Genomic DNA, 23,332 nt, shown 5'->3' with positions numbered 1-23,332 from the left:
ATCCGCCCCGGCCGGTTTCATGCGCGTCAGAGCCAGCCCTGCTCGCGGTAATAGCGTTCGGCGCCCGGATGCAGCGGCGCCGAGTTGCCATTCTGGACCATCTCCTCGGGCGTCAGGTTGGCGAAGGCCGGGTGCAGGCTGCGGAAGCTGTCGAAATTCTCGAAGACCGAGCGGACCAGGTTGTAGACCGCTTCCTCGGACACGTCGGTCGAGGCGACCAGCGTCGCCAGCACGCCATAGGTCGGGATGTCGTCCGGGTTGCCGGTATAGAGCCCGCCCGGAATGTTCACCTGCGCGTAATAGGGATTTTCCTCGACCAGCTGGTCGATCGCCTCGCCCTCCAGCGGCACGATCTTGGCGCCGCAGGTCGTGGTCGGGTCGGCGATATTGGCGGACGGGTGGCCGACGCCATAGAAGAAGGCGTCGATCTGGTTGTCGCACAGCGCCGGGCCGTGTTCGTCGGCGCGCAGTTCCGCCGCTAGCGAGAAGTCCGAGCGGCTCCAGCCGAGCGTCTCGATCAGCAGATCGGCCGAGGCTTGCGTCCCCGAGCCGGGGTTGCCGATATTGAAGCGCTTGCCGCGCAGGTCGTCGATCCCGGCGATTCCGGCATCGGGCCGGGCGACCACGGTGAAGGGCTCGGGATGGACCGAGAACACCGCGCGCAGGTCTTCCCAGGGGCCGGCATCCTCGAAGCTCGATGTGCCGTTCAGCGCGTGATACTGCCAGTCGGACTGGACCAGGCCCAGGTCGAATTCACCCTGGCGCATGGCGTTGAGGTTGAACACCGACCCGCCCGTCGCCTCGGCCGAGCAGCGGAAGCCGTGTTCCTCGCGCGTCTGGTTCATCAGCCGGCAGATCGCGCCGCCCGCGGCGTAATAGACGCCGGTGACGCCGCCGGTGCCGATGGTGACGAATTGCTGCTGCGCGCTGGCGGCACCCGCCCCCAGGCTGCCGGCCATTGCGGCGGCCAGACCAAGGCCGATCAGTTTCCGGGATGTCATTTCAACTCTCCTTCCATCATACCCCCTGTCGGGGCCGTTTCTTGCCTCTGCGCGCCCCCTCGGGCGCGCGCCTATCGGAGCGCGCGTCACGCGACCGAATTTTGCCGGGCGGCCCGACTACTCTGCCGCCAGCTTGCCCGCAAGCCTGCCGCATCGGCAAGCACCCGTCCGGCATCCGCTGAAGCCGCCGCGGTGGCCGCGACGATAGCCGCATTGTTCGGCGCAAGCGTGCCGTCAGGCAACCAAAGATTGTTCTCGAAGCCCACCCGCGCATGCCCGCCCGCCATCGCCGCGCGGGCCATGAAGCGGGCCTCCTGCGGGCCGAAGGCGCAGAGCATCCACTGATGCCGGTCGATCCCCGCGGCCAGATAGGCATCAAGTTCCGCCATGGTCGCGCCCGTCTCAGTATAGCGCCCGGCCACCGCCAGCACCGCCAGCGGCCCGTCGGGCAGCACGCCGCGCGCCGCCAGCCGGTCCAGCCGCTGCAATTCGGCGGCGTCATAGATGATGATCTGGTGCAGGATGCCGGCCGTCTCCATCCGCTGGAACAGGGCGGCGGCGGCTGATTCGCCGCCATCTTCGGGGCCGTCTTCGGGCAGGATCTCTCGCAGCGCGATGGAAACCGATTCGGGGTGCAGCGCGTCGACCAGCGCGATCTGCTGCGTGGCCGTATATCGGCCCACCGCCTCGGTGGTGATCTGGATGACCAGCCGGTCGCCCACCGCGCGGCGCACCGCCTCGGTCGCCTCGCGATAGAGATCCGCGTCCAGCACATGCCCGCCCGCCGCGTCGCGCACATGCAGGTGGATCATCGCCGCGCCCGCCTCCAGCGCCTCAGTGGCGTCGCGGGCGATCTCGGGCGCGGTCAGGGGCAGGCGGGGATGATCTGCCTGGCCGCGCCGTGCGCCGTTCGGCGCCACGGCGATGGCGAAGGGGGCGCTCATGCCGGGACCGCCTCGGCCAGCGCGCTTGCGATGGCGCGGTCCAGCCGTTCCACGATCAGCCCGACATGGGTTTCGTCGATGATGAACGAGGGCGCGATCAGCACATGGTCGCCCGCGCGCCCGTCCGCCGTGCCGCCCGCCGGATAGACCATCAGCCCCTCGGCCATCGCCGCCGCCTTGATCCTGGCGTGCAGCCGCAGGGCCGGGTCGAAGGGGCGTTTCGTGGCGCGATCCTGGACCAGCTCCAGCCCGATGAACAGCCCCTCGCCGCGCAGATCGCCGAACCACGGCTTGTCCCCGAAGGTCTCGCGCAGCTGCCCGCGCAGGGCCGCGCCCATGTTGCGGCAGTTTTCCAGCAGCCCGTCCTCCTCGATCACCCGCTGCACGGCCAGCGCGCCGGCGCAGGCGGTGGCGTGGCCGATATAGGTGAAGCCGTGCTGGAAGGCGCCCGAGCCCGCGATGATCGTGTCGTGGATGTGGTCCGACATCAGCACCGCGCCGATCGGCTGATAGCCCGCCCCCAGCCCCTTGGCGCAGGTCAGGATGTCGGGCACCACGCCGTAATGGTCGCAGGCGTAAAGCTGGCCGATCCGGCCCATGCCGCTCATCACCTCGTCGAGGATCAACAGCACGCCATGGCGGTCGCAGATCTCGCGGATGCGCTGGAAATAGCCGGGTGCGGGCGTCACCGCCCCGGCGGTCGCGCCGACCACGGTTTCGGCGATGAAGGCGATCACGCTGCCTTCGCCCAGGCGCAGGATCTCGGCCTCCAGCTCGTCGGCGGCGCGGATGGCATATTGCTCGGGCGTCTCGTCCTCGGCGCGGTGGCGGTATTCGAAACAGGGGGCGATATGGCTGGCCGGCAGCAGGATCGGTTCATAGACCGCGCGCCGCCCGGCATTGCCGCCCACCGACAGCGCCGCGATGGTGTTGCCGTGATAGCTTTGGCGCCGGGCGATGAAATGCCGTCGGCCGGTCTCGCCGCGTTCAAAGAAATACTGCCGGGCCAGCTTCATCGCGGTCTCGTTGGCCTCGGAGCCGCCCGAGACGAAATAGACATGGCCCAGTTCCCGCAGATCGTCACGGGGTGCCCGGCTGGTCAGGTGATCGGCCAGCGCCTCGGCCGGTTCGTTGGTGAAGAAGCCGGTATGGGCATAGGGCAGGCGGTCCAGCTGCGCCTTGATCGCCTCGATCACGCGGCGCTCGCTGTGGCCGAGGCAGGACACCGCCGCGCCGCCCGAGGCGTCCAGATAGCGCCGCCCGGCGCTGTCGATGACGAAGGGGCCGTCGCCGCCTGCCGCCATGGGCAGGTCGTGGCGGGGGTCGCGGTGATGGATGCGGGTGCGGTTGGTGGTCATGGGTCAGCCCTGGACTGGAAGGTAAGCGGAAGTGGCCTCGAAAACGGCTTCGCGGTGGCGCATGGTTTCCAGCGCGGCGTCGCCCGCCCGCACCAGGACCAGCATGGCCAGCGCCTGCGACAGGGCCATCAGCCCGATGGGCGAGGCCAGGTGCGAGGGGCTGTCGGTGCGCGCGCTCAGCGCGATGTCGGCGTTGCGGGCGATCGGGCTCAGCGGCCCGTCGGTGATGCCGACGGTCTTCACGCCGGCCTCATGCGCCAGCCGCGCCAGATCGACGGTCTCGCGGCTGTAGGGCGCGATCGAGATGGCGACCAGCGCGTCGCCCGGCCGCAGATGGTGCAATTCGTCCAGCAGCGTGCCGCCGATCCCCGGCATCAGCCGCGTGCCCGGCAGAAACAGCGACAGCGCGTAATGCAGCCCGTAGGCCACCGGAAAGCAGCTGCGCAGCCCCGCCACCGCGACGGTGGGTGCCGCGGCCAGCAGCGCCGCCGCCTGGCGCAGCGCCTCGCGCGCCTGCGGCCCCAGCGCGGCCTCCAGGTTGAAACGCTCGGCATGGGCCATGGAATCCAGCAGCAGGTCCTCGGCCCCCGGCCGGCGGGCATCGGCGATCACCCGGTCGGCGGGACCCGAGAAGACGCCGCGCTGGCCCTCGGTCAGCCATTGCCGGTGGACGGCCTGGAACGCCTCCCAGGTGTCGAAACCCAGCGCCTGCATCAGCCGCGTCATCGTGGCGGGCGACACGCCCACCCGGCCGGCGATGTTGCGCAGGGATTGCAGCGCGACCTCTTGCGGGTTCTCGCGCACGAATTTGGCCGCGCGCTGCAACTGCGGGGAAAAGCCGCCATAGCGGGTCTCGATCAACTGCCAGATCTGCTGCAGGGGCATGACGGGACCGCGAAAGGAAACAGGGGCGAAACAAGTGTCTCTTTATTAGCCTTCATCGAAACAGTTGTGTCAAGCACCTTGGCGCCGGAGGCGGGCAGGGGGCGAGGCGGGAACAAATGGATCGCTTGCTGGTTGAGCCCCGTGCAACGACCGGAGCTGGACAGATGAACCGACACCTATTCGCCCTTCCGTTTCTGCTGATCCCGTCCTTCGCCGCCGCCGAGGACCTTCGCGCCTCGTTCGTCGATGCCGAGGGGAACGAGGCCGGGGAGGCCACGCTGACCTCGACCCAGAACGGCGTGCTGATCTCGGTCGAGGTGGCCGGCCTGCCGCCCGAGCAATGGGTCGCCTTCCACATCCACGAGACCGGGCATTGCGACAGCGACACCCAGCACGAATCGGCGGGCGGGCATTTCAATCCCACCGATGCCGAGCATGGCTTCCTGACCGAGACCGGCCCCCATGCCGGGGACATGCCGAACCTGTGGGTGGATGCCAGCGGCACGGCGCGCGCGCAGGTGTTCAACCCCTTCGTGTCCTTCGAAGGCGAGAATGCCGTCCAGGGCAGGGCGCTGATGATCCATGAAGGTCCCGACGACTATCAGACCCAGCCGACCGGCGATGCCGGCGGCCGCCTGGCCTGCGCCGAGATCGAATAGGCGCATCGGCAGGCAGGAGGGCGGCAGGGGCAGGCGACGACGGTGCAGCGCCACTTTCGCCCGGCCGCGACAGGGTGCATAGTCGCGCCCCGTTGCAGCTGTCGAAAGGCCCGCGATGACCCGACTCTATATCGACGCGGATGCCTGCCCGGTGAAGGCCGAGGCGGAACGGGTCGCGACCCGGCTGCGCCTGCCGATGATCCTTGTCTGCAATGGCGGGCTCAGGCCCTCGGCCAATCCCTTCGTCCAGACGGTCATCGTCGAGGAGGGGCCGGACAAGGCGGACCAGTGGATCGCGGCGCAATGCGGCGCCGGGGATGTCGTCGTCACCGCGGACATCCCGCTGGCCGATCGCTGCATCAAGGCCGGGGCGCAGGTCGTCCAGCCCAATGGCGAGGTGCTGACCCAGGCCAATATCGGCGCGCGCCTTGCGACCCGCGACCTGATGAGCGACATCCGCGCCGCGAACCCCTTCCACCAGGGCAGCGGCGCGGGCTTTTCCAAGGCGGACCGGGCGCGCTTCCTGCAATCGCTCGACCGGCTGCTGACGGGGGCGCGGCGCGTGCCGCGCGCCTGACCCGCCGCTGCCGCGTCAGCCCTGCGGCGTCATCGCCTTGCGCTGGCGGCTGCGCTCGATCCCCAGCTGGCGCTCGCGCTGGATGATCAGGATGCCGGCAAGGATCACCAGCGCCGCGCCGATCAGCACCACCCAGGTGGGCGCCTCGTCGAAGACGAACCAGCCGATCAGCAGGGCGAGGATCATCGAGACATATTCGAAGGGCGCGATCAGCGAGGCGTCGGCGAAGCGGTAAGACGATGTCAGCAGGATCTGCCCCAGGCCGCCCAGGAGGCCGATCGTCACCAAGAGCGCCGCCGTCCGCGCATCCGGCATGACCCAGCCGAAGGGCAGCGTGGTCAGCGCCAGCACCGTCGAGGTGATCGAGAACCAGAAGACGATGGCAGAGGTCCGTTCGTCCTGCACCAGCTTGCGCACGAAGATCTGCGCCAGCGCCGTGAAGACCGCGGCGCCAAGCGCCAGCACCGCGCCCAGGGTGCGGGCCGTGTCGGTCCCGCCCTTGCCGCCCAGCTGCGGCGACAGCACGATCAGCACCCCGGTCAGCCCCAGCCCGACCATGCCCAGCCGGAAGAACCGCACATCCTCGCCCAGGAACATCGCCGCGAAGATCACCACCAGCAGCGGGGCCGCATAGCCGATGGCCGTGACTTCGGGAAAGGGCAGCAGCGCCAGCGCCCAGAAGCCCAGCCCCATCGCGGCCGTGCCGATGATGCCGCGATAGAAATGCCCCATCGGGCGGAAGGTCTTCAGCCCGACCCGCAGCTCGCCCCGCGCCGCCAGCCAGACCAGGATCACCGGCACCGCGAACAGCGACCGGAAGAACACCTGCTGGCCGGGCGGCACGCCCAGCCCGCTCTCGGACGTGGCCTTGATCAGCGCCGCCATGGCCGTGAAGACCGTGACGCTGCAGCATTTCAGCATGATGCCGAAGAGCGGTCTCTGGGCAGGAATCGGCATGTCACCATCCATGGAAAACGCCCCCGCGTTACGCCGGACTTGCAGGATCTGCAAGAAGCGCAAGGGGCGGGGCCGGTCGAAAGCCGCGGCGAATCGCGGCGGGCTTTCCTTGCCATGGGCGAGGGCGCGAAAACCCCGGCGCGCCGTCCGCAGCCTGACCATTTTTCGGGCAGGGCATCGCGCTGGCGAAGCATTTGCGGGCAGCGGCGGCGGGGGCGTCCCGATCCGCCGCCGCCGCGGCGGGCATCGCTTGAAAAACCCCAAGGGCGGCCCATGATGCGGGCATGGCAAGGCGCAACGGCGCGCTGATGCCCGCTCGCAAAGATGCGGCAGGTTCCGCGAGGACGCGGATTTTCCGAAAGCGCAGGATATCGGCGGCCACCGCCTGCGACCGCGCTTTCCGACAGCAACGCATTCGCCAACGGAGCAATCATGTCCGCCACCCCCTCCGCGGCCAGCCGCGCGCTTGGCCTGTCCACCTTCTCATTCACCATCTGCTTCGCGGTCTGGACGATCTTCTCGATCATCGGGCTGCAGATCCACGAGGAATTCCAGCTGAGCGAGACCCAGTTCGGCCTGCTGGTCGGGATGCCGATCCTGACCGGATCGCTGGTGCGGATCGCGCTTGGCGTGATGACCGACCGGCTGGGCGGGCGCCTCGTCTATACGCTGACCATGCTGTCGGCGGCGCTGGCGACCTTCCTTCTGTCCCATGCGCAGACCTATCCGCAGATGCTGGTCGCGGCGCTGGGGGTCGGGCTTGCCGGCGGCTCTTTCGCGGTGGGCGTGGCCTATGTGTCGCGCTTCTTCGACACCGCGCGGCAGGGCACGGCGCTTGGCATCTTCGGGGTCGGCAATGTCGGCGCGGCGCTGACCAAGTTCGCGGCGCCCTTCGTCATGCTGGCTGTCGGCTGGCAGGGCACCGCGCAGATCTGGGCGGCGGTCCTGGCCGCGACGGCGATCCTGTTCTGGCTGTTCAGCCAGGACGATCCCGTCATCGCCGCCCGCAAGGACAAGCCCGCCCCGCTGCGCAGCCTTGCCGCCGAGTTCGCGCCGCTGAGGAACCCGCAGGTCTGGCGCTTCTCGATCTACTACTTCTTCGCGTTCGGGGCCTTCGTCGCGCTGGCGCTGTGGCTGCCGCGCTATCTGATCGGGGTCTATGGCTTCGACATCAGGACGGCGGGCATGATCGGCGCGGCCTATTCGATCCCCGGTTCGATCTTCCGCGCCTATGGCGGCGTGCTGTCGGACCGGATCGGGGCGCGGGCGGTGATGTACTGGATGCTGTCGGTCTCGCTGGTCGCCACGCTGGTCCTGTCCCTGCCGGCCGGCGAATTCGTCCCGGCAGGCATCGACGGTGCCGCCGCCGTCCAGCTGGGCATCGCGCCCGCGCTGTTCATCGCCGTGACCTTCGTGCTGGGTTTCGTGATGAGCCTGGGCAAGGCCGCCGTCTACAAGCATATCCCGGTCTATTACCCGCAGAATGTCGGCGCGGTCGGCGGGCTTGTCGGCATGATCGGGGGGTTGGGCGGCTTCTTCCTGCCGCTGCTGTTCGGCTGGCTGAAGGACGTGACCGGGCTGTGGTCCAGCTGCTTCATGGTGCTGTTCGTGCTGGTCGCCATCTGCCTTGCCTGGATGCACGCCGCGATCCGCCGGATGGAGCGCGCCCCCGCCGCCCCCGACCTTGTGGCGGCAGAGTGAAGCCCGTGTCCGGCAAGACCGCGATCCGCACGACCTGTCCCTATTGCGGCGTGGGCTGCGGGGTGCTGGCCACGCCGCAGCCGGGGGGCGGGCTTGCCGTCACCGGCGATCCCGACCATCCCGCGAACCGCGGCCGCCTCTGCGTCAAGGGCGCCGCCCTGGCCGAGACGCTGGGGCTGCAGGGCCGGCTGCTGGCCCCCCGCATCCACGGCCGGCAGGCGGGCTGGGACGAGGCGCTGGACCTGGTCGCCCGGCGCTTTTCCGAAACCATCGCCCGGCACGGCCCGGATTCGGTCGCCTTCTACGTCTCGGGCCAGTTCCTGACCGAGGATTACTATGTCGCCAACAAGCTGATGAAGGGCTATATCGGCAGCGCGAATATCGACACGAATTCAAGGCTCTGCATGGCGTCCTCGGTGGCGGGCCACCGGCGCGCCTTCGGGTCCGACACGGTGCCCGGCCTCTATGAGGACCTGGAGCAGGCCGACCTGGTGGTCCTGGTCGGCTCGAACCTGGCCTGGTGCCATCCGGTCCTGTATCAGCGGCTGGCGGCGGCGAAGGAGGCGCGGCCGGGGATGCGCGTCGTCGTCGTCGATCCGCGCCGCACCGCCAGCTGCGACATCGCCGACCTGCACCTGGCGCTGGCGCCGGGATCCGACGCGGCGCTGTTCAACGCCCTTCTGGCCGAGATCGACCGGCGCGGCGCGACGGATGGCGGCTTTCTGGAAAATCTCTCCGGTTTCGACGCCGCGCTGCAGGCCGCCCGCCTGACCGACCCCGGTGCCACCGGCCTGCCCGCGCGCCAGCTGGCGGAATTCCTGGATCTGTGGTGTTCGACCCGGCGCGTCGTGACGCTCTATTCGCAGGGGATCAACCAGTCCGACAGCGGCACGGACAAGGTCAACGCGATCCTGAACTGCCACCTGGCGACCGGCCGGATCGGGCGACCGGGCATGGGGCCCTTCAGCCTCACCGGCCAGCCCAACGCCATGGGCGGGCGCGAGGTGGGCGGGCTGGCGAACATGCTGGCCTGCCACCTGGACATCGAGGACCCGGCGCATCGCGAGGCCGTCCAAGGCTTCTGGAATTCGCCCGCGATGGCGCCCGGCCCCGGCCTGAAGGCGGTCGAGATGTTCCGCGCCGTCGAGGAAGGCCGGATCCGCGCGCTGTGGATCATGTGCACCAACCCCGCCGCCTCGATGCCCGATGCCGACCGGGTGGCCCGCGCCATCGGCGGCTGCGATTTCGTGGTGGTCTCGGACATGATGGCCGATACCGACACGACGCGGCTGGCCCATGTGCTGCTGCCCGCCACCGGCTGGGCGGAAAAGGACGGCACCGTCACCAATTCCGAACGCCGCATCAGCCGCCAGCGCCGCCTGCTGCCCGCGCCCGGACAGGCGCGCGACGACTGGCGCATCATCGCCGATGTCGCCGCCCGCATGGGCTGGGCCGAGGGTTTCGCCTGGGATTCCCCGGCCGAGATCTTTGCGGAACATGCGCGCCTGTCGGGTCTGGCCGGGGCGCTTGGCAGCGATTTCGACATCTCGCTTCATGCCGGGATCGGGGGCGCGGAATACGACGCGCTGCGCCCCTTCCTGTGGCCGCAATCGGCGCGCCGGCGGGGCGGGCGTTTTTTCGCGGACGGGGTTTTCCACACGCCCGACGGCAAGGGCCGGATGGTGCCGGTCAACCCGCTTCTGGCCCCGGACCGTCCCTTCCGCCTGAATACCGGCCGGGTCCGCGACCATTGGCACACGATGACCCGCACCGGGTTGTCGCCGCGCCTGTCGCGCCATATCGCGGAACCCTATCTGGAGATCCATCCCGACGACGCGCGCCGGCTGCGGCTGGAGCCGGCGGGCCTTGCGGAACTGTGGAACGACCGGGGCCGGGCGATCCTGCGCGTGCTGGTGACGGACCGGGTCCGGCCGGGCCATCCCTTCGCGCCGATCCACTGGACGGGAACCACCGCGCCCTCGGGCCGGGTCGCGGCGCTGGTGCCGCCGCTGACCGATCCGGTCTCGGGCCAGCCGGCATCGAAATCCGCGCCGGTGTCCATCCGTCCCTTTGCCGCCGCCTGGTATGGCTTCGCGATCTCGACCCGGCCCATGCGGCCAGAATGCCGATACTGGGCGCAGGCGGTGCTGCCGGGCGGCAGCCAGGCCGAACTGGCCGGCGAGGCGCTGCCCGAGGACTGGACCGGCTTCGCCCGCGCGCTGTTCGGCACCACCGCGGAACCGCTGGTCATGCGCGATGCCGGGCGCGGGATCATGCGGCTGGCCTTCCTGGAGGCCGGGCGGCTTCGGGCGGCGCTGTTCGTGGCGCCCCGGCCCGTCGCCCTGTCGCGCAGCCATGTCGCGACGCTGCTGGGGGCCGAGGCCGGGCCCTCGGTGCTGGCCGGCCATCCCGGCAGCGATCTGCCGGATGAGGGCGCGACCATCTGCGCCTGTTTCGGCATCGGCGTGAACAGCATCGCCCGCGCCATCACCGGCCAGGGGCTGGTGACGGTCGAGGCCATCGGCGCAGCCCTGCGCGCGGGCACGAATTGCGGCTCTTGCCGGCCCGAGATCCGGTCGCTGATCGCCAGCAGCCTTGCCGCGAAACAGGCTGCCGAATGACCGGCCGCTATCCGGCGCCCTGCGCGAAGCTGCCGATCGCGGCGAGGATGGCCTGAAAGCTGCGCCTTGCGCGGTCGCTGCCGCGCCGGGCGCGCAGATAGCCGTGGGGCAGCTCCGGCTCGTTGCGATAGCGCACCGGCACGCCCGCCTCGCGCAGCCGTTCGGCATAGAGCCGGGCGTCGTCGCGCAGCGGATCGACATCGGCGCTGGCGATGAAGGCCGGGGCGGCGCCGCGCAGGTCGGCGACCAGAAGCGGCGCGGCCAGCGGATCTTCGGGCGCGTCACCGCCATGCAGGGCGTGGTGATAGGCGGCGATGTCGCTGGCGCGCAGCAGCGGGGCCTCGGCGTTCTGGCTATAGGAGGGCGCGTCGCCCCGGCCGCCCAGCCCCGGATAGACCAGCACCTGCCCAAGAGGCGCGCGCGCCCCGCGCTGGGACAGGCACAGCGCCGCCGCCAGCAGCCCGCCCGCGCTGTCGCCCGCGACGACGCCCGGCCGGTCGATGGCGCGCCAGACCGCCTGCGCGTCCTGAAGCGGCGCCGGCCAGCGATGTTCGGGCGCCAGCCGGTAATCCGCCGCGACCACCTGCAACCCGGTCGCATCGGCGATCTCGGCGCAGATGTCGTCATGGCTGTCCAGGCCCCCGACCACGAAGCCGCCGCCATGCAGGTAGAGCACGAACACCGGCGTGCGGGCGCCGTAGACCCGGCAGGGGATGCCGGCGATGGCCCGGTCCTCGACGGCCAGGCCCGAAGGGCGGGGGGCGCGGAAGGCGGCGCACATCGCGTCGTAATGGCGGCGGTTCTGGGCGGGGCCGGCGTGATTGGCCTCGGCCGGATAGGCGGCCTCGGTCCGGGCGATGAAGTCCAGCACCTGCGGATCGCGGATCATCGGACGCCCTCGGCGATGCGCCGGGTCAGCCAGTCCGGGTCGGGCTGCGGGACCGAGGCCAGAAGCTGCCTTGTATAGTCGTGCCGGGGCGGGTCCATGACCTGCGCCCGCGGCCCGCGATCCATCACCCGGCCGTGGCGCATCACCACCACCTCGTCGGCGATCGCCCGGACGGTCTCGATGTCATGGGTGATGAACATGTAGGACAGCCCCTGTTCGTCCTGCAGCCGGCTGAGCAGCCGCAGGATGCCCTCGGCCACCAGCTGGTCCAGCGCGCTGGTCACCTCGTCGCAGATGATGAAGCGGGGATCGGCGGCCAGCGCGCGGGCGATGCCGATGCGCTGCTTCTGCCCGCCCGACAGCTCGGACGGGCGGCGGTCCAGGAAGCGCCCGGGCTCAAGCTCGATCTGGTCCATCAGCTGGTGCAGGCGTTCCTCGCGCGCGCGGCCCGTCAGGCCCAGGTAGAAGGCCAGCGGGCGCGACAGGATCTGGCGGATGGTCTGGCGCGGGTTCAGCGCCGTGTCGGCCATCTGGTAGATCATCTGCACCATGCGCAGCTGGTCGCGCGACCGATCGGCCAGGCGCGGCGGCAGGGCCTGGCCGTCCAGCTCGACCCGGCCTGCCTGCGGCGGCAGCAACCCGGTGATGACCCGCGCCGTGGTGGACTTGCCCGAGCCGGATTCGCCCACCACCGCCACCGTCGCCCCCTTCGGCACGGCGAAATCCACATCCTCCAGCACGGTCTTCGCGCCATAGCCCGCCGTCACCCCGGCGACGCGGATCAGCGGCGCGCCGCCGGGCAGCTCGCGCGCCGGGCGGCGGAATTCGCGCACCGCCCAGAGCGAGCGGGTGTAATCCTCGCGCGGGGCGGCCATCATCTGGCGGGTGGGCGCCTCCTCGACCTCGCGCCCGTGGCGCATGACCTTGATGCGGTCGGCCATCTGCGCGACCACGGCCAGGTCGTGGGTGATGTAGATCGCCGCCGCCCCGAAGCCTTCCACCGCCTGCCGGATCGCCGCCAGCACGCCGATCTGGGTGGTCACATCCAGCGCCGTCGTCGGTTCGTCGAAGACGATCAGGTCCGGGCGGCAGGCCATCGCCATGGCGACCATCGCCCGCTGCAGCTGCCCGCCCGAGACCTGGTGCGGAAAGCGCAGCCCGAACCGGTCCGGCTCGGGCAGGGACATCTGCGCATAGAGCTGGCGGGCGAAGGCCTCGGCCTCGGCGCGGCTGGCGGTGCGGTGGATTGCGGGTCCCTCGCAGAACTGCTCGATCAGCCGCCAGGCGGGGTTGAAGCTGGCCGCCGCCGATTGCGCGACATAGGCGATGCGGCGCCCGCGAAAGCCGGCGCGGCGGGCTTCGGGCAGCGCCAGCAGGTCGGTGCCGTCGAAGCGGACGCTGCCGCCCGCAAAGCGCAGCCCCGGCGCGGCATAGCCCATCGCGGCCAGCCCCAGCGTGGATTTTCCCGCGCCGGATTCGCCGATCAGCCCGACCACCTCGCCCCTGTCCACGGCCAGGTCGACGCCGTGCAGGATCGGCGTCCAGCCTGCCTCGGCCCTCGCCTCGATCTTCAGGTCGCGGATGTCCAGCAGCATGGCTTACTCCTTCAGGTCCGAGGCGCGGTGCAGAAGCCAGTCGACGACGAAATTGACCGAGACCGTCAGCGCGGCGATGCAGGCGGCGGGCAGCAGCGGCGTCGAATCCCCGAAGGTGATCAGCGCCGCGTTGTCGCGCACCATGCCGCCCCAGTCGGCCATCGGCGGCGGCAGCCCCAGCCCCAGGAAGCTGAGCGCCGAGATGGTCAGGAAGACGAAGCAGAAGCGCAGGCCGAATTCGGCGATCAGGGGCGCGGTGATGTTGGGCAGCACCTCGCGGCGGATGATCCACCAGGTGCCTTCGCCGCGCAGCCGGGCGGCCTCGACATAGTCCATGACCATGACGTTCATCGCGGTGGCGCGGGCCAGCCGGAAGACGCGGGTGGCGTCCAGCACGGCGATCACCAGGATCAGGTTCCAGACCCCAGGCCCCAGCGCGGACAGCGCCAGCAGGGTGAAGATCAGCGAGGGCACGGCCATCAGCACATCGACCACCCGCGACAGGGCCATGTCGATCCAGCCCTGCAGCGCGGCGGCCAGCAGCCCCGTGACCGATCCCAGCAGGAAGGCCAGCAGCGTGGTCAGCAGGGCGATGCCCACGGTGTTGCGGGCGCCCCAGATCAGCCGCGACAGCATGTCCCGGCCAAGGCTGTCGGTGCCCAGCAGATAATCGCCGCCCCAGGGTTCGAACTGGGCGCCGACGATCTGCGCCTCGCCATAGGGGGCGATCAGCGGCGCGAGGATGCCGACCAGCGCATAGGCCAGGATGACGGCCAGCCCGATCAGCGCGGTCGGCGGGATCTGGCGCAGCGAGGCAAGGGTCATGGCGCGGGTCATGGCCTACCTCGGGTGCAGCAGGCGCGGATTGGTGGCGATGGCCAGCACGTCCGCGGTGATGTTCAGCAGGATATAGACCGCCGCGAAGATCAGCGCGCAGGCCTGCACCACCGGCATGTCGCGATTGGTCACGCTGTCGACCATCAGCTGGCCCAGGCCGGGATAGACGAAGACCACCTCGACGATGACCACGCCGGTGATCAGCCAGGCGATGTTCAGCGCGATCACGTTGATGATCGGGGCCAGGGCGTTGGGCAGGGCGTGGCGGGTGACGATCCGCCAGCGCGAGGCGCCCTTCAGCCGTGCCATCGCGACATAGGGCGCGCCCAGCACGTTGACCACCGCCGCCCGCGTCATCCGCATCATGTGCGCCGTCACCACCAGCACCAGCGTCACCGCGGGCAGGAAGGCCCGGCCCAGCATCTCGGCCAGGCTCGGCGCGGCGCCCGGATCGGCCATCGAGGGAAACCAGCCCAGCCGGATCGACAGCCAGAACATCAGGATATAGGCGATGAAGAATTCGGGAAACGAGATCGCCGAGAGGCTGACCACGTTCACGCCGCGGTCGAACCACGATCCGCGCCACAGCGCCGCCAGCAGGCCCAGCAGCACCGACAGCGGCACCGCGATCGCCGCCGCGTAGCCGGCCAGGAACAGCGTATTGCCCAGCCGCGCCGCCAGCAGGTCGGCCACCGGGCGGCCATTGGCCAGCGAATTGCCGAAATCGCCCTGCAGGATGCCCAGGATCCAGCCCAGGTAGCGCTGCGGCAGCGGCTGGTCCAGGCCCAGCTCGCGCCGGAAGGCGGCCACGGTCTCGGGGGTCGCGGACTGGCCCAGGATCTGCTGGGCGATGTCGCCGGGCAGCAGGGCGACGGCCAGGAAGACCAGCACTGAGATCAGAAACAGCGTCAGCAGCCCGATCCCCAGCCGCAGCCCGATCATGCGGCGCAGCGGGCGGCTGCGCGCCGCCCCGCCGCTCATGTCACCGCCTCGCGCGGGCGGAGGACGCGGATGCCGCCGCCCGCGTGATCGGGATGCGGCGCGTCGTCCTGCGCCGCGATCCGGTCCAGCGCCTGCAGCAGCGCGTCGGGCATCGGCGCGGCGCGGCCCTGGTCGGTGCTGACATGCAGCAGCATGTGCTCGGCGGTCGCCGCCGGGCTGCCGTCCTTGCGCAGGATCGCGTGGTGCAGGCGGATGCGCTTGGCGTCATGGCCCAGAAGCCGGGTCTCGACCAAAAGATCCTCGCCCGCGCCGATCTCGGCCAGGTGGCGGATATGGGTCTCGACCGTATAGGCGGAAAAGCCGGTGGCGCGATGGGCCTCGTCAAGGCCGGCATGGATCAGGAAGGCGTCGGTCGCGTCGCCGAAGACCTGGAGATAGCGGAACTCGGTCATGTGGCCGTTATAGTCCAGCCAGGAACCGCCGACCCGCGCCCGGTGCAGGCGCAGGGGATAGCCCGGTGCGGGCTCGATCCGGCGGGCATAGAGGCGGTTCTCGGCCGCGCGCAGGGTCCGGCCCGCGCCCCAGTCATTGGCCTTCAGCGCATGCAGGATGCCGATCAGGTTGTCGTCGCGGATTCGTTCAAGCTCGCGGATCGTGTGCGCGCCGGACTGGGCGTCGGACTGCGCGGCGATGGTGTCGATCAGCGCCTCGTCCAGGTCGGGCACGTCCATCAGCTTGGTCCACGGCCATTTCAGCGCCGGGCCGAACTGCGACAGGAAATGCCGCATCCCGGCCTCGCCCCCGGCGATGCGATAGGTCTCGAACAGGCCCATCTGCGCCCATCTGAGGCCGAAGCCGAAGCGGATGATGTCGTCGATCTCCTGGGTCGTGGCGATGCCGTCGCGGACCAGCCACAGCGCCTCGCGCCAGACGGCCTCCAGCAGGCGGTCGCCGATATGGGCGTCGATCTCGCGCGCGATGGTGACGGGCTTCATGCCGATGGCGGTCAGGAAGTCGCAGGCGCGCCGCGCCGCCGCGCCGCCACCGACCACCTCGATCACAGGCAGCAGATAGACCGGATTGAAGGGATGGACGACGAGGATGCGGTCGGGATGGACCGCGCCCTGCCGCAGTTCCGACGGCTTGAAGCCCGAGGTCGAGGAGCCGATGATCGCATCCGCGGGCGCGGCCGCCTCGATCTCGGCGATGATGCGGTGCTTCAGCTCCAGCCGCTCGGGCACGCTTTCCTGGATATGCTCGGCGCCCCGGACCGCCTCGGCGATGCTGCCGGCCCAGACCAGCCGGCCCGGCCGGGGCAGGGGGGCCTGGAACAGCGCCTCATAGGCGCGGCCGGCATTGGCCAGGACCTCACCGACGATGCGGGCGGCCTCGGGATGGGGGTCGAAGACCTGGACGTCATGGCCGTTCAGGATGAAGCGCGCGATCCAGCCCCCGCCGATGACGCCGCCGCCGATTGCCGCGATCTTCATGCCGCATACCACCTTTCCACCAGTTTCCAGCCGTCGAAGAAGCGGTCGCTGGCGACCTCGCCATGGGCGACCTTGTCGTTATGGGCGTCGACATAATTGACGAAGACCGGGATGATCGTGCCGCCGTCCTGGCTGACCAGGCCCTGCATCTCGTGATACATCTCGGCGCGCAGGCCCTCGTCCAGCTCGGCGCGGGCGGCCAGCAGCAGCTCGTTGAAGCGCTGGTTGTCCCAATGGCTTTCGTTCCATTCGGCGCCGCGCGCATAGACCAGGCTGAACATGTCGTCCTCGGTTGGGCGGCCGTTCCAGTAGCCCATGCAGAAGGGCTTCTTCAGCCAGACATTCGACCAGTAGCCGTCCTCGGGCTCGCGCCGGACATTGACGTTGATGCCGGCCGCCTTGGCCGATTGCTGGAACAGCTGCGCCGCGTCCACCGCGCCGGTAAAGGCCGCGTTCGAGGCCGACAGCTCCAGCGTCAGGCCGTCATGGCCCGCCTGTTTCAGGTAATGCCGCGCCTTGTCGGGGTCATAGCCGTTCTGCGGCAGGTCCGCGGCGTAATAGCGGTTGGCGGGCGCGATCGGGCTGTCATTGGCCACCCGGCCATAGCCGCGCAGGATCTTTTCCAGCAGTTCCTCGCGGTTGATGGCGTGTTTCAGCGCCAGCCGCACGTTCACGTCGTCGAAGGGCGCGGCGTCGCAGAACATCGGCATGGTGTAATGCGCGGTGCCGGTCGCCTCGACCAGGGTGATGCCGGGGCGGCGCTGCAGCAGGTGGATGGTCGACAGGTCCGGGCCGTTGATCGCATCGACCTCGCCGGTCATCAGCGCGTTCTGGCGCGCGGTCGGGTCGCCGATGCTCAGCAGCGTCACGTCGTCGAACCAGGCCCGGTCGGGCTTCCAGTAGTCGTCGCGCCGCTTCAGGGTGATGCGCACGCCGGGTTCGTGATCGACCAGCGTATAGCCGCCGGTGCCCAGACCGGACTGCCAGTCCAGCGTGCCATCTTCCTTCGCCGGCATGATGATGAAGTGATAGTCCGAGGTCAGATAGGCGAAATCGGCATTGCCGCTTTCCAGCTCGAAGACCACCACATTGTCGCCATCCGCGCGGATGTCCCTGACCTGCGCCAGCGCGCCCTTGGCACCCGACACGGTGTCGTCGCCGCGGTGGTGGTTGAACGAGGCGACCACGTCGCGCGCCGTGACCTTGCGCCCGTCGCCGAAATTCGCGTCGCGGATGCGGAAGGTCCAGATGCGGGCCTCGGCATCGGGCTCATAGCTTTCGGCAAGCTCGGGGACGGCCTGGCCCTGGGCGTCGATCTCGACCAGGTTGTTGCAGACCGCCAGCATCGCCGTCACCACCGGCCCGGCCGCGAAGGTCGCCGGGTCGATCGTGTCCGAGGTCGCGCCCCCGAACTGGCCGATGCGGAACGAGCCGCCGCGCTTCGGCCCCGGCTGCGCCCAGGAGGCGCGCGGCAGGATCAGCCCCGCCGCCGTCATGCAAGCGGCCCCCGCAAGCAGGCCGCGGCGCGAGATTCCATTGCGGATGGTCATGTCTTCAGTCTCCCTGTTGTGCGCCCGGCCGTTCTAGCGGCGGGTCAGCTTCAGCTTCTGACGGACCTCGGCCGGGCCGAGGATGCGGCTGCCCATGTTGGTCAGGATCGTCGCCGCGCGTTCCACCAGATCGCCGTTGCGCGCCGGCACGCCGCGATCCAGCCAGATGTTGTCCTCCAGCCCCACCCGGACATTGCCCCCGGCAAGGACGGCCTGGGCGACATAGGGCATCTGCATCCGCCCGATCGAGAACATGGAATAGACCCAGCCCGGCGGGATGTTGTTCACCATCGCCAGCAGGCTGTTGGGGTCACTGGGCGCGCCATAGGGGATGCCCATGCACAGCTGGACCATCACCGGGTCGTCGATCAGCCCTTCGTCGACCAGCGCCTTGGCCAGCCACAGGTGGCCGGTGTCGAAGACCTCGATTTCCGGGCGCACGCCCGCCGCCTGGATGCGCGCCGCCATGGCCCGCAGCGTGCCGGGCGTGTTGGTCATGATGTAATCGGCTTCGGCGAAGTTCATCGTGCCGCAATCCAGCGTGCAGATCTCGGGCAGCAGTTCCTCGACATGGACCAGCCGCTCGGTCGCGCCGATGATGTCGGATTGCGGCGACAGCGGCAGCGGCGCCTCGGCCGAGCCCAGCACGATGTCGCCGCCCATCCCCGCCGTCAGGTTCAAGACCACGTCCACGTCCGAGGACCGCACCCGCTCCACCACCTCGCGATAGAGCGCCGGATCGCGCGAGGGCGTGCCGGTTTCGGGGTCGCGGACATGGACATGGGCGATGGCGGCGCCGGCTTGCGCGGCCTCGATGCAGGCATCGGCGATCTGGCGGGGGGTGATCGGCACAAGATCGGATTTCCTGTGGCTCTGCCCCGATCCGGTGACCGCGCAGGTGACGAAGACGTCGTGATTCATCCAAAAGCTCCGGGAATGGTGTTGACCCAACGTGACCCAGCGCCGCTTGGCATGATATGCGGATCGTGCCATAAAATTTGCCGATGCAGCCAATTTCCGCCTTCAACCTGACCTTCCTGCTGCTGGACGGCTTTTCGAACATGGTGCTGGCCAGCGCCATCGAGCCGCTGCGCGCGGCCCGCGACCTCAGCGGCAAGCGGCTGTTCTCGTGGCAGGTCGCCTCGGTCCGGGGCGGCGCGGTGGCCAGCTCGTCGCGCCTGTCGCTGGGGGTGGATGTCGCCCTGCCGCGCGTGGGCGCGACGGATGCGCTGATCGTGGTCGCGGGCTATGGCGTGCGCGACCATTCGCGGCGCGACACGCTGCAGCTGGTGCTGTCGAAGGGGCGCGGCCTGCCGCTGGTCGGCGGCATCGATACCGGCGCCTGGATCCTGGCCGAGGCGGGGCTGCTGGCCGGTCGCCGCGCCACGATCCACTGGATGGAGCTGCAAGCCATGGCCGAGGCCTTCCCCGAGGTCGACGTGGTTCCCGCGCCCTATGTCGCCGACGGCAATACCGTCACCTGCGGGGGCGCGCAGGGGGTGCTGTCCTGGTCGCTGGACCTGATCGGCCAGCATGCCGACGAGGCCTTGCGTTTCGACGTCGCCAACATGTTCGGCCGCACCCACATGCACCCGCCCGAGGCCGGCGCGAGCCGCATGGTCGACCGGGCGCTGCCCGCCAGCCTGCAGCGCGCGATCCTGGCCATGCGGGAAAGCGCCGAGACCCCGCTGCCGCTGGCCGGGATCGCGGCGCGGGCGGCGCTGTCGCCGCGCACCATGGACCGGCTGTTCCACAAGCATCTGGGCATGGCCTCGGGCGGCTATTACCGGACGATCCGCCTGTCGCACGCCCGCGCGCTGGCCATCGAGACCGGCCTGCCCCTGGACGAGATCGCGGCCCGGACCGGCTTTTCCTCGGCTTCGACGCTGGCGCGGGCCTATCGCGCCCAGTTCGGCCAGACCCTGCGGCGGACCCGGCGCGGCTGAAAGCCGCCGCCGCGCGCCGCCCGCCCCTTGCCGGGACCCTTTCTCCGGGGCAGGTATCCGGGGAACGGCGTTGCCGAATGGGGGGACGAGGGTGATGAACTGGGACGATCTGCGTATCGTTGCGGCGGTCAGCAGGACCAATTCCTATTCCAAGGCGGCGCGCAGCCTGCATATCGACGAAACCACCGTCAGCCGCCGCCTTGCCCGGCTGGAAAGCACCTTCGGCGTCACCCTGTTCGAGGCCGCGGATGGCCGGCGCAACCCGACCGATGTCTGCCGCGCCATCCTGCGCCAGCTGGACAGCATCGAGCAGGCGGCCGAGGATATCGAGCGGATGCTGCATGGCCACGACTATTCGCTGCGCAAGCTGCGCCTGACCACCATCGCGGTGATCGCCGAGCATTACCTTGCGCCGAACCTGCCCCGGCTGCTGGAGGAGCTGCCGGAACTGTCGCTCGGCATCGATACCTCGGACCACAATGCCGACATGTCGCGATGGGAGGCGGATTTCGCGCTGCGGCTGGGGCGTCCCCGGCAGGGGGCGTTCCTGATGCGGCGCATCGGGCAGATGGGGCTGTGCATGGTGACGGGCCGGTCCCCCGCCACGCTGCTGGCCGCCTATCCCGCCAGCCTGTCGGACACGCCCGAGATGCGGCATCTGCAGCAGGTCCACGGCCTGGGCGCGGTGCGGGTGGAAACCACCAATCTGAACGTCATCCGCTCGGTCCTGGAAAGCGGGCGGGCCGTCGGCGTCATCCCCGATTTCCTGGCGAAAACCCTGGATCCCGCCGCCCCGGTCGAGGTCACGCCCTTGCCCGAGGGGCGGGAAATCTGGCTGCTCTCGCAGCCGCATCTGCGCAATGACAGCCTTGCGCGGCACATCTCGGACTGGTGCGCGAATCTGTTTTCCTAGGGGATCCGCCGGGGCAACTCATACCAAAATACGAGTTTTTCGCGCGCAGGCCCCCGACCGGCACCGGGCGTTTTTCGCAGGGGAATCAATTTCCTGACAGGAAATAATGATTCCCCTGCATATTTGCAGCGGGGCACTGCCGAAATACCGGCTTATCCTCTGCGACACCACGTCGCACTGTCGTTGCAATCAGGCCGGATCCCCTGCGGACCCGGCTCGACCCAAGCGAGAGGAGGCGTGAGGTGTCGACGATCGACGAGTTTCCGATGGCCGCGAAAATGGCCGCAGAACAGCCCGAAGGCGTGCCCGACTGCATCGCCTTTCCGCAGCGATTCTCGCGGGGAACGCGCCTGGCGCTGCTGGCGGGCGGCCTTGTCGCCGGGGCCGCCGGCGGGCTGGCGCTGAAGGGCGCGGCCGATCCGGGGGCGCTTTGGATCGTCGTCGGATTGGCGGCCGTGGCCGGGGGGCTGCTGTCCACCTGGTCGCCCTGCGGCTGGTCCTCGATCTCGCTGCTGCGCCAGACGGGCAGGGGGACGAGGGCGGTGGCGGGCTTCCTGCCGACCTTCGCGATGCACGGGCTGGGTTATGCGCTGGGGGCGGTGATCCTGGGCACGCTGCTGGGGGCGCTGGGGGGCATCGCCGGCTTCACGGGCTTCGCGACCACGCTGGGGCTGGGCGTCCTGGCGGCGATCGGGCTGCTTTACGGCGCGCATCAGCTGGACCTGTTGCGGCTGCCCTATCCGCAACGGCGGGCGCAGGTGCCCCATGACGCGCGCCAGCGCTTTCCGAAATGGGTGGTCGGCGGGCTTTACGGCTTGTCGCTGGGGCTGGATTACCTGACCTATGTGCAGACCCCGCTGCTCTACATGATGACCGCCGCGGCGATCCTGACCGGCAACATCCCCGAGGCCATCGGCATCATCGCCCTGTTCAACCTGGGCCGTTTCCTGCCCGTCGCGGTGAACCTGCTGCCGCTGACGGATTACCGGATCCAGTCCTGGCTGGGCCGCAACCAGGAACGCGCCGCCATCGCCGACGGGGCCATCCTGACCATGCTGGGCGCCGCCTTCGCCGTGCTGGCGCTGGCCTGACGCAATCGCCCCCAGGGGGCATCCCGCAAGTTCGACCGTTCTGCCCGACCCGCAAGGCGTCGCCTGGGTCAGGCTGCCATCTCAGGGAGGAAACGATGGCTTATCCACCGAAATCGACCCCGAAATACCTGACGCTGATCGGGGCCGGCGTGACCTGCTCGGTCCTTGCCCTTGGCGCGGCATGGGCGCAGACGGACGAGGGTGCCGACGCCCCCGCCGAAACGGCAGAAGCGGCCGAAACCGCCGACATGACCGAGGGCCAGCGCGCCGCCGCCGAGGCCGCCGCGCAACTGGCCGCCGGAGAGGCGGACGAGCCCGTCATCCTGAACGCGCCCGAACCCGATACGCGCCGCGTCTATATCCAGGACCCGGCGCATTTCGCGGCGGTGACGCAGCAATTCGTCATCGACGGCGATACCGGGCGGGTGATCGGCATGACCGATGGCGGCTTCCTGCCCCATCCGGTCGCGGCCGAGGACGGGTCCTTCTTCGCCCAGGCGAGCACCGTCTTCGAGCGCATCGCGCGCGGCAAGCGCACCGATTACGTCGAGGTCTTCGATCCCGTCACCTTCCTGCCCATCGCCGATATCGAGCTGCCGGATGCGCCGCGCTTCCTGGTCGGCACCTATCAGTGGATGAACGCGCTGACGCCCGACAACAAGAACCTGCTGTTCTACCAGTTCTCGCCCGCGCCCGCCGTCGGCGTCGTCGACCTGGAAAACCAGCAGTTCGACCGGATGCTGGACGTGCCGGACTGCTATCACATCTTCCCGGCCTCGCCGACGGTCTTCTACATGAACTGCCGCGACGGCAGCCTGGCGCGCGTCGATTTCGCCGATGGCGAGACCGACGTGACCAATACCGAGGTCTTCCATGCCGAGAACGAGCTGCTGATCAACCACCCGGCCTTCTCGCTGCGGGCGGGTCGGCTGGTCTGGCCGACCTATACCGGCAAGATCTTCCAGGCGGACCTGACCGAGGACGCCGCCAGCTTCCGCGAGCCCTTCGAGGCGCTGACCGAGCAGGAGCGCGCCGATGGCTGGCGTCCGGGCGGCTGGCAGCAGACCGCCTATCACCGCCCCTCGGACCGGATCTTCCTGCTGGTCGATCAGCGCGACGAATGGCGCCACAAGACCGCCAGCCGCTTCGTCGTGGTCATCGACGCCGCCACCGGCGAACGCATCGCCAAGCTGGAGATGGGCCACGAGATCGACTCGATCAATGTCAGCCAGGACGCCGAGCCGCTGCTGTATGGTCTCTCGGCCGGGGACAAGACGCTGTACATCTATGACGCCGAAAGCGGCGAGGAGCTGCGCAGCGTCGACCAGCTGGGCCACGGTCCGCAGATCATCACCACCCATGACATGGATGCGTGA

20 protein-coding genes are annotated in these 23,332 nt (G+C 69.7%); 8 read left to right on the top strand and 12 right to left on the bottom strand.

Annotated elements, in window-relative coordinates; genetic code table 11:
* Positions 1 to 26: 26 nt before the first annotated feature.
* From C9E82_RS03060 to C9E82_RS03045, 4 genes are all read right to left on the bottom strand, one after another.
* A complete protein-coding gene (locus C9E82_RS03060) occupies positions 27 to 1,001 on the bottom strand; it encodes a TAXI family TRAP transporter solute-binding subunit (protein WP_119898869.1) in 975 nt (324 codons plus the stop codon).
* 86 nt (positions 1,002 to 1,087) lie between these two features.
* A complete protein-coding gene (locus C9E82_RS03055) occupies positions 1,088 to 1,945 on the bottom strand; it encodes a beta-keto acid cleavage family enzyme (RefSeq protein ID WP_119898868.1) in 858 nt (285 codons plus the stop codon).
* Positions 1,942 to 3,303: an aspartate aminotransferase family protein gene (locus C9E82_RS03050; RefSeq protein WP_119898867.1), complete on the bottom strand. Its 1,362-nt coding sequence runs from the start codon at positions 3,301 to 3,303 to the stop codon at positions 1,942 to 1,944. The genes C9E82_RS03055 and C9E82_RS03050 overlap by 4 nt, the downstream gene beginning before the upstream one ends.
* Before the next feature lie 3 nt (positions 3,304 to 3,306).
* Positions 3,307 to 4,188: a MurR/RpiR family transcriptional regulator gene (locus tag C9E82_RS03045; protein ID WP_119898866.1), complete on the bottom strand. Its 882-nt coding sequence runs from the start codon at positions 4,186 to 4,188 to the stop codon at positions 3,307 to 3,309.
* 164 nt (positions 4,189 to 4,352) lie between these two features.
* Here C9E82_RS03045 and C9E82_RS03040 point away from each other — a divergent pair, with 164 nt between their 5' ends.
* The gene (locus tag C9E82_RS03040; RefSeq protein ID WP_119898865.1) at positions 4,353 to 4,847 is read left to right on the top strand and encodes a superoxide dismutase family protein; all 495 of its coding nucleotides are present in this window, start codon (positions 4,353 to 4,355) and stop codon (positions 4,845 to 4,847) included.
* A 115-nt stretch (positions 4,848 to 4,962) separates the two neighbouring features.
* The gene (locus tag C9E82_RS03035; RefSeq protein ID WP_119898864.1) at positions 4,963 to 5,424 is read left to right on the top strand and encodes a YaiI/YqxD family protein; all 462 of its coding nucleotides are present in this window, start codon (positions 4,963 to 4,965) and stop codon (positions 5,422 to 5,424) included.
* Between the two features lie 15 nt (positions 5,425 to 5,439).
* On the opposite strand, the gene C9E82_RS03030 is transcribed toward C9E82_RS03035, so the two are convergent.
* Entirely contained in the window at positions 5,440 to 6,381 is a 942-nt protein-coding gene (locus C9E82_RS03030) for a DMT family transporter (RefSeq protein ID WP_119898863.1), read from the bottom strand.
* Positions 6,382 to 6,813: 432 nt separating this feature from the next.
* Here C9E82_RS03030 and C9E82_RS03025 point away from each other — a divergent pair, with 432 nt between their 5' ends.
* Positions 6,814 to 8,082, top strand: a complete 1,269-nt coding sequence (locus C9E82_RS03025; RefSeq protein WP_119898862.1) for an MFS transporter — start codon at positions 6,814 to 6,816, stop codon at positions 8,080 to 8,082.
* Positions 8,079 to 10,703: a nitrate reductase gene (locus C9E82_RS03020; protein WP_119898861.1), complete on the top strand. Its 2,625-nt coding sequence runs from the start codon at positions 8,079 to 8,081 to the stop codon at positions 10,701 to 10,703. The genes C9E82_RS03025 and C9E82_RS03020 overlap by 4 nt, the downstream gene beginning before the upstream one ends.
* 7 nt (positions 10,704 to 10,710) lie before the next feature.
* On the opposite strand, the gene C9E82_RS03015 is transcribed toward C9E82_RS03020, so the two are convergent.
* From C9E82_RS03015 to C9E82_RS02985, 7 genes are read right to left on the bottom strand one after another with little or no spacing between them, the layout of a single operon-like run.
* Positions 10,711 to 11,592 (bottom strand): alpha/beta hydrolase, encoded by an 882-nt coding sequence (locus C9E82_RS03015; RefSeq protein WP_119898860.1) that lies wholly within the window; start codon positions 11,590 to 11,592, stop codon positions 10,711 to 10,713.
* Entirely contained in the window at positions 11,589 to 13,187 is a 1,599-nt protein-coding gene (locus tag C9E82_RS03010; protein WP_119898859.1) for an ABC transporter ATP-binding protein, read from the bottom strand. The genes C9E82_RS03015 and C9E82_RS03010 overlap by 4 nt, the downstream gene beginning before the upstream one ends.
* 3 nt (positions 13,188 to 13,190) lie before the next feature.
* Positions 13,191 to 14,012: an ABC transporter permease gene (locus C9E82_RS03005; protein ID WP_119898858.1), complete on the bottom strand. Its 822-nt coding sequence runs from the start codon at positions 14,010 to 14,012 to the stop codon at positions 13,191 to 13,193.
* Between the two features lie 15 nt (positions 14,013 to 14,027).
* On the bottom strand, positions 14,028 to 15,005 hold the full coding sequence (locus tag C9E82_RS03000; protein WP_119898857.1) for an ABC transporter permease: 978 nt from the start codon (positions 15,003 to 15,005) through the stop codon (positions 14,028 to 14,030).
* Positions 15,002 to 16,456 (bottom strand): carnitine 3-dehydrogenase, encoded by a 1,455-nt coding sequence (locus tag C9E82_RS02995; RefSeq protein WP_119898856.1) that lies wholly within the window; start codon positions 16,454 to 16,456, stop codon positions 15,002 to 15,004. Before C9E82_RS02995 ends, C9E82_RS03000 begins: the two co-directional genes overlap by 4 nt.
* Entirely contained in the window at positions 16,453 to 18,006 is a 1,554-nt protein-coding gene (locus C9E82_RS02990; RefSeq protein ID WP_119898855.1) for an ABC transporter substrate-binding protein, read from the bottom strand. The genes C9E82_RS02995 and C9E82_RS02990 overlap by 4 nt, the downstream gene beginning before the upstream one ends.
* Positions 18,007 to 18,039: 33 nt before the next feature.
* Positions 18,040 to 18,927 carry a beta-keto acid cleavage family enzyme gene (locus C9E82_RS02985; RefSeq protein ID WP_119898854.1) on the bottom strand — a complete coding sequence of 296 codons (888 nt, stop codon included), beginning with the start codon at positions 18,925 to 18,927 and terminating at the stop codon, positions 18,040 to 18,042.
* 83 nt (positions 18,928 to 19,010) lie between these two features.
* On the opposite strand from C9E82_RS02985, the gene C9E82_RS02980 reads away from it, so the two are divergent.
* From C9E82_RS02980 to mauB, 4 genes are all read left to right on the top strand, one after another.
* Positions 19,011 to 19,952, top strand: coding sequence for a GlxA family transcriptional regulator (locus C9E82_RS02980; protein WP_119898853.1), 942 nt, complete (start codon positions 19,011 to 19,013; stop codon positions 19,950 to 19,952).
* Between the two features lie 94 nt (positions 19,953 to 20,046).
* The gene (locus tag C9E82_RS02975; RefSeq protein ID WP_119898852.1) at positions 20,047 to 20,865 is read left to right on the top strand and encodes a LysR family transcriptional regulator; all 819 of its coding nucleotides are present in this window, start codon (positions 20,047 to 20,049) and stop codon (positions 20,863 to 20,865) included.
* Between the two features lie 242 nt (positions 20,866 to 21,107).
* Complete coding sequence (locus tag C9E82_RS02970) at positions 21,108 to 21,956, top strand: methylamine utilization protein MauF (protein WP_122449194.1); 849 nt, start codon at positions 21,108 to 21,110, stop codon at positions 21,954 to 21,956.
* 95 nt (positions 21,957 to 22,051) lie between these two features.
* Complete coding sequence (gene mauB, locus C9E82_RS02965; RefSeq protein WP_205962251.1) at positions 22,052 to 23,332, top strand: methylamine dehydrogenase (amicyanin) large subunit; 1,281 nt, start codon at positions 22,052 to 22,054, stop codon at positions 23,330 to 23,332.

Origin of the sequence: Paracoccus sigandri (assembly GCF_003709565.1) — a bacterium.
Classification (GTDB): Bacteria; Pseudomonadota; Alphaproteobacteria; order Rhodobacterales; family Rhodobacteraceae; genus Paracoccus; species Paracoccus siganidrum.
Note: the sequence above shows the minus strand (reverse complement) of the source record. Positions and strands in the feature narration are given on the sequence as shown.

Excerpts from the sequence above, each read along its gene's own strand:
- C9E82_RS03060 (WP_119898869.1), bottom strand. The coding sequence starts at position 1,001 with ATGACATCCCGGAAACTGATCGGCCTTGGTCTGGCCGCCGCAATGGCC.
- C9E82_RS03055 (WP_119898868.1), bottom strand. The coding sequence starts at position 1,945 with ATGAGCGCCCCCTTCGCCATCGCCGTGGCGCCGAACGGCGCACGGCGC.
- C9E82_RS03050 (WP_119898867.1), bottom strand. The coding sequence starts at position 3,303 with ATGACCACCAACCGCACCCGCATCCATCACCGCGACCCCCGCCACGAC.
- C9E82_RS03045 (WP_119898866.1), bottom strand. The coding sequence starts at position 4,188 with ATGCCCCTGCAGCAGATCTGGCAGTTGATCGAGACCCGCTATGGCGGC.
- C9E82_RS03040 (WP_119898865.1), top strand. The coding sequence starts at position 4,353 with ATGAACCGACACCTATTCGCCCTTCCGTTTCTGCTGATCCCGTCCTTC.
- C9E82_RS03035 (WP_119898864.1), top strand. The coding sequence starts at position 4,963 with ATGACCCGACTCTATATCGACGCGGATGCCTGCCCGGTGAAGGCCGAG.
- C9E82_RS03030 (WP_119898863.1), bottom strand. The coding sequence starts at position 6,381 with ATGCCGATTCCTGCCCAGAGACCGCTCTTCGGCATCATGCTGAAATGC.
- C9E82_RS03025 (WP_119898862.1), top strand. The coding sequence starts at position 6,814 with ATGTCCGCCACCCCCTCCGCGGCCAGCCGCGCGCTTGGCCTGTCCACC.
- C9E82_RS03015 (WP_119898860.1), bottom strand. The coding sequence starts at position 11,592 with ATGATCCGCGATCCGCAGGTGCTGGACTTCATCGCCCGGACCGAGGCC.
- C9E82_RS03010 (WP_119898859.1), bottom strand. The coding sequence starts at position 13,187 with ATGCTGCTGGACATCCGCGACCTGAAGATCGAGGCGAGGGCCGAGGCA.
- C9E82_RS03005 (WP_119898858.1), bottom strand. The coding sequence starts at position 14,012 with ATGACCCTTGCCTCGCTGCGCCAGATCCCGCCGACCGCGCTGATCGGG.
- C9E82_RS03000 (WP_119898857.1), bottom strand. The coding sequence starts at position 15,005 with ATGAGCGGCGGGGCGGCGCGCAGCCGCCCGCTGCGCCGCATGATCGGG.
- C9E82_RS02995 (WP_119898856.1), bottom strand. The coding sequence starts at position 16,456 with ATGAAGATCGCGGCAATCGGCGGCGGCGTCATCGGCGGGGGCTGGATC.
- C9E82_RS02990 (WP_119898855.1), bottom strand. The coding sequence starts at position 18,006 with ATGACCATCCGCAATGGAATCTCGCGCCGCGGCCTGCTTGCGGGGGCC.
- C9E82_RS02985 (WP_119898854.1), bottom strand. The coding sequence starts at position 18,927 with ATGAATCACGACGTCTTCGTCACCTGCGCGGTCACCGGATCGGGGCAG.
- C9E82_RS02980 (WP_119898853.1), top strand. The coding sequence starts at position 19,011 with ATGCAGCCAATTTCCGCCTTCAACCTGACCTTCCTGCTGCTGGACGGC.
- C9E82_RS02975 (WP_119898852.1), top strand. The coding sequence starts at position 20,047 with ATGAACTGGGACGATCTGCGTATCGTTGCGGCGGTCAGCAGGACCAAT.
- mauB (WP_205962251.1), top strand. The coding sequence starts at position 22,052 with ATGGCTTATCCACCGAAATCGACCCCGAAATACCTGACGCTGATCGGG.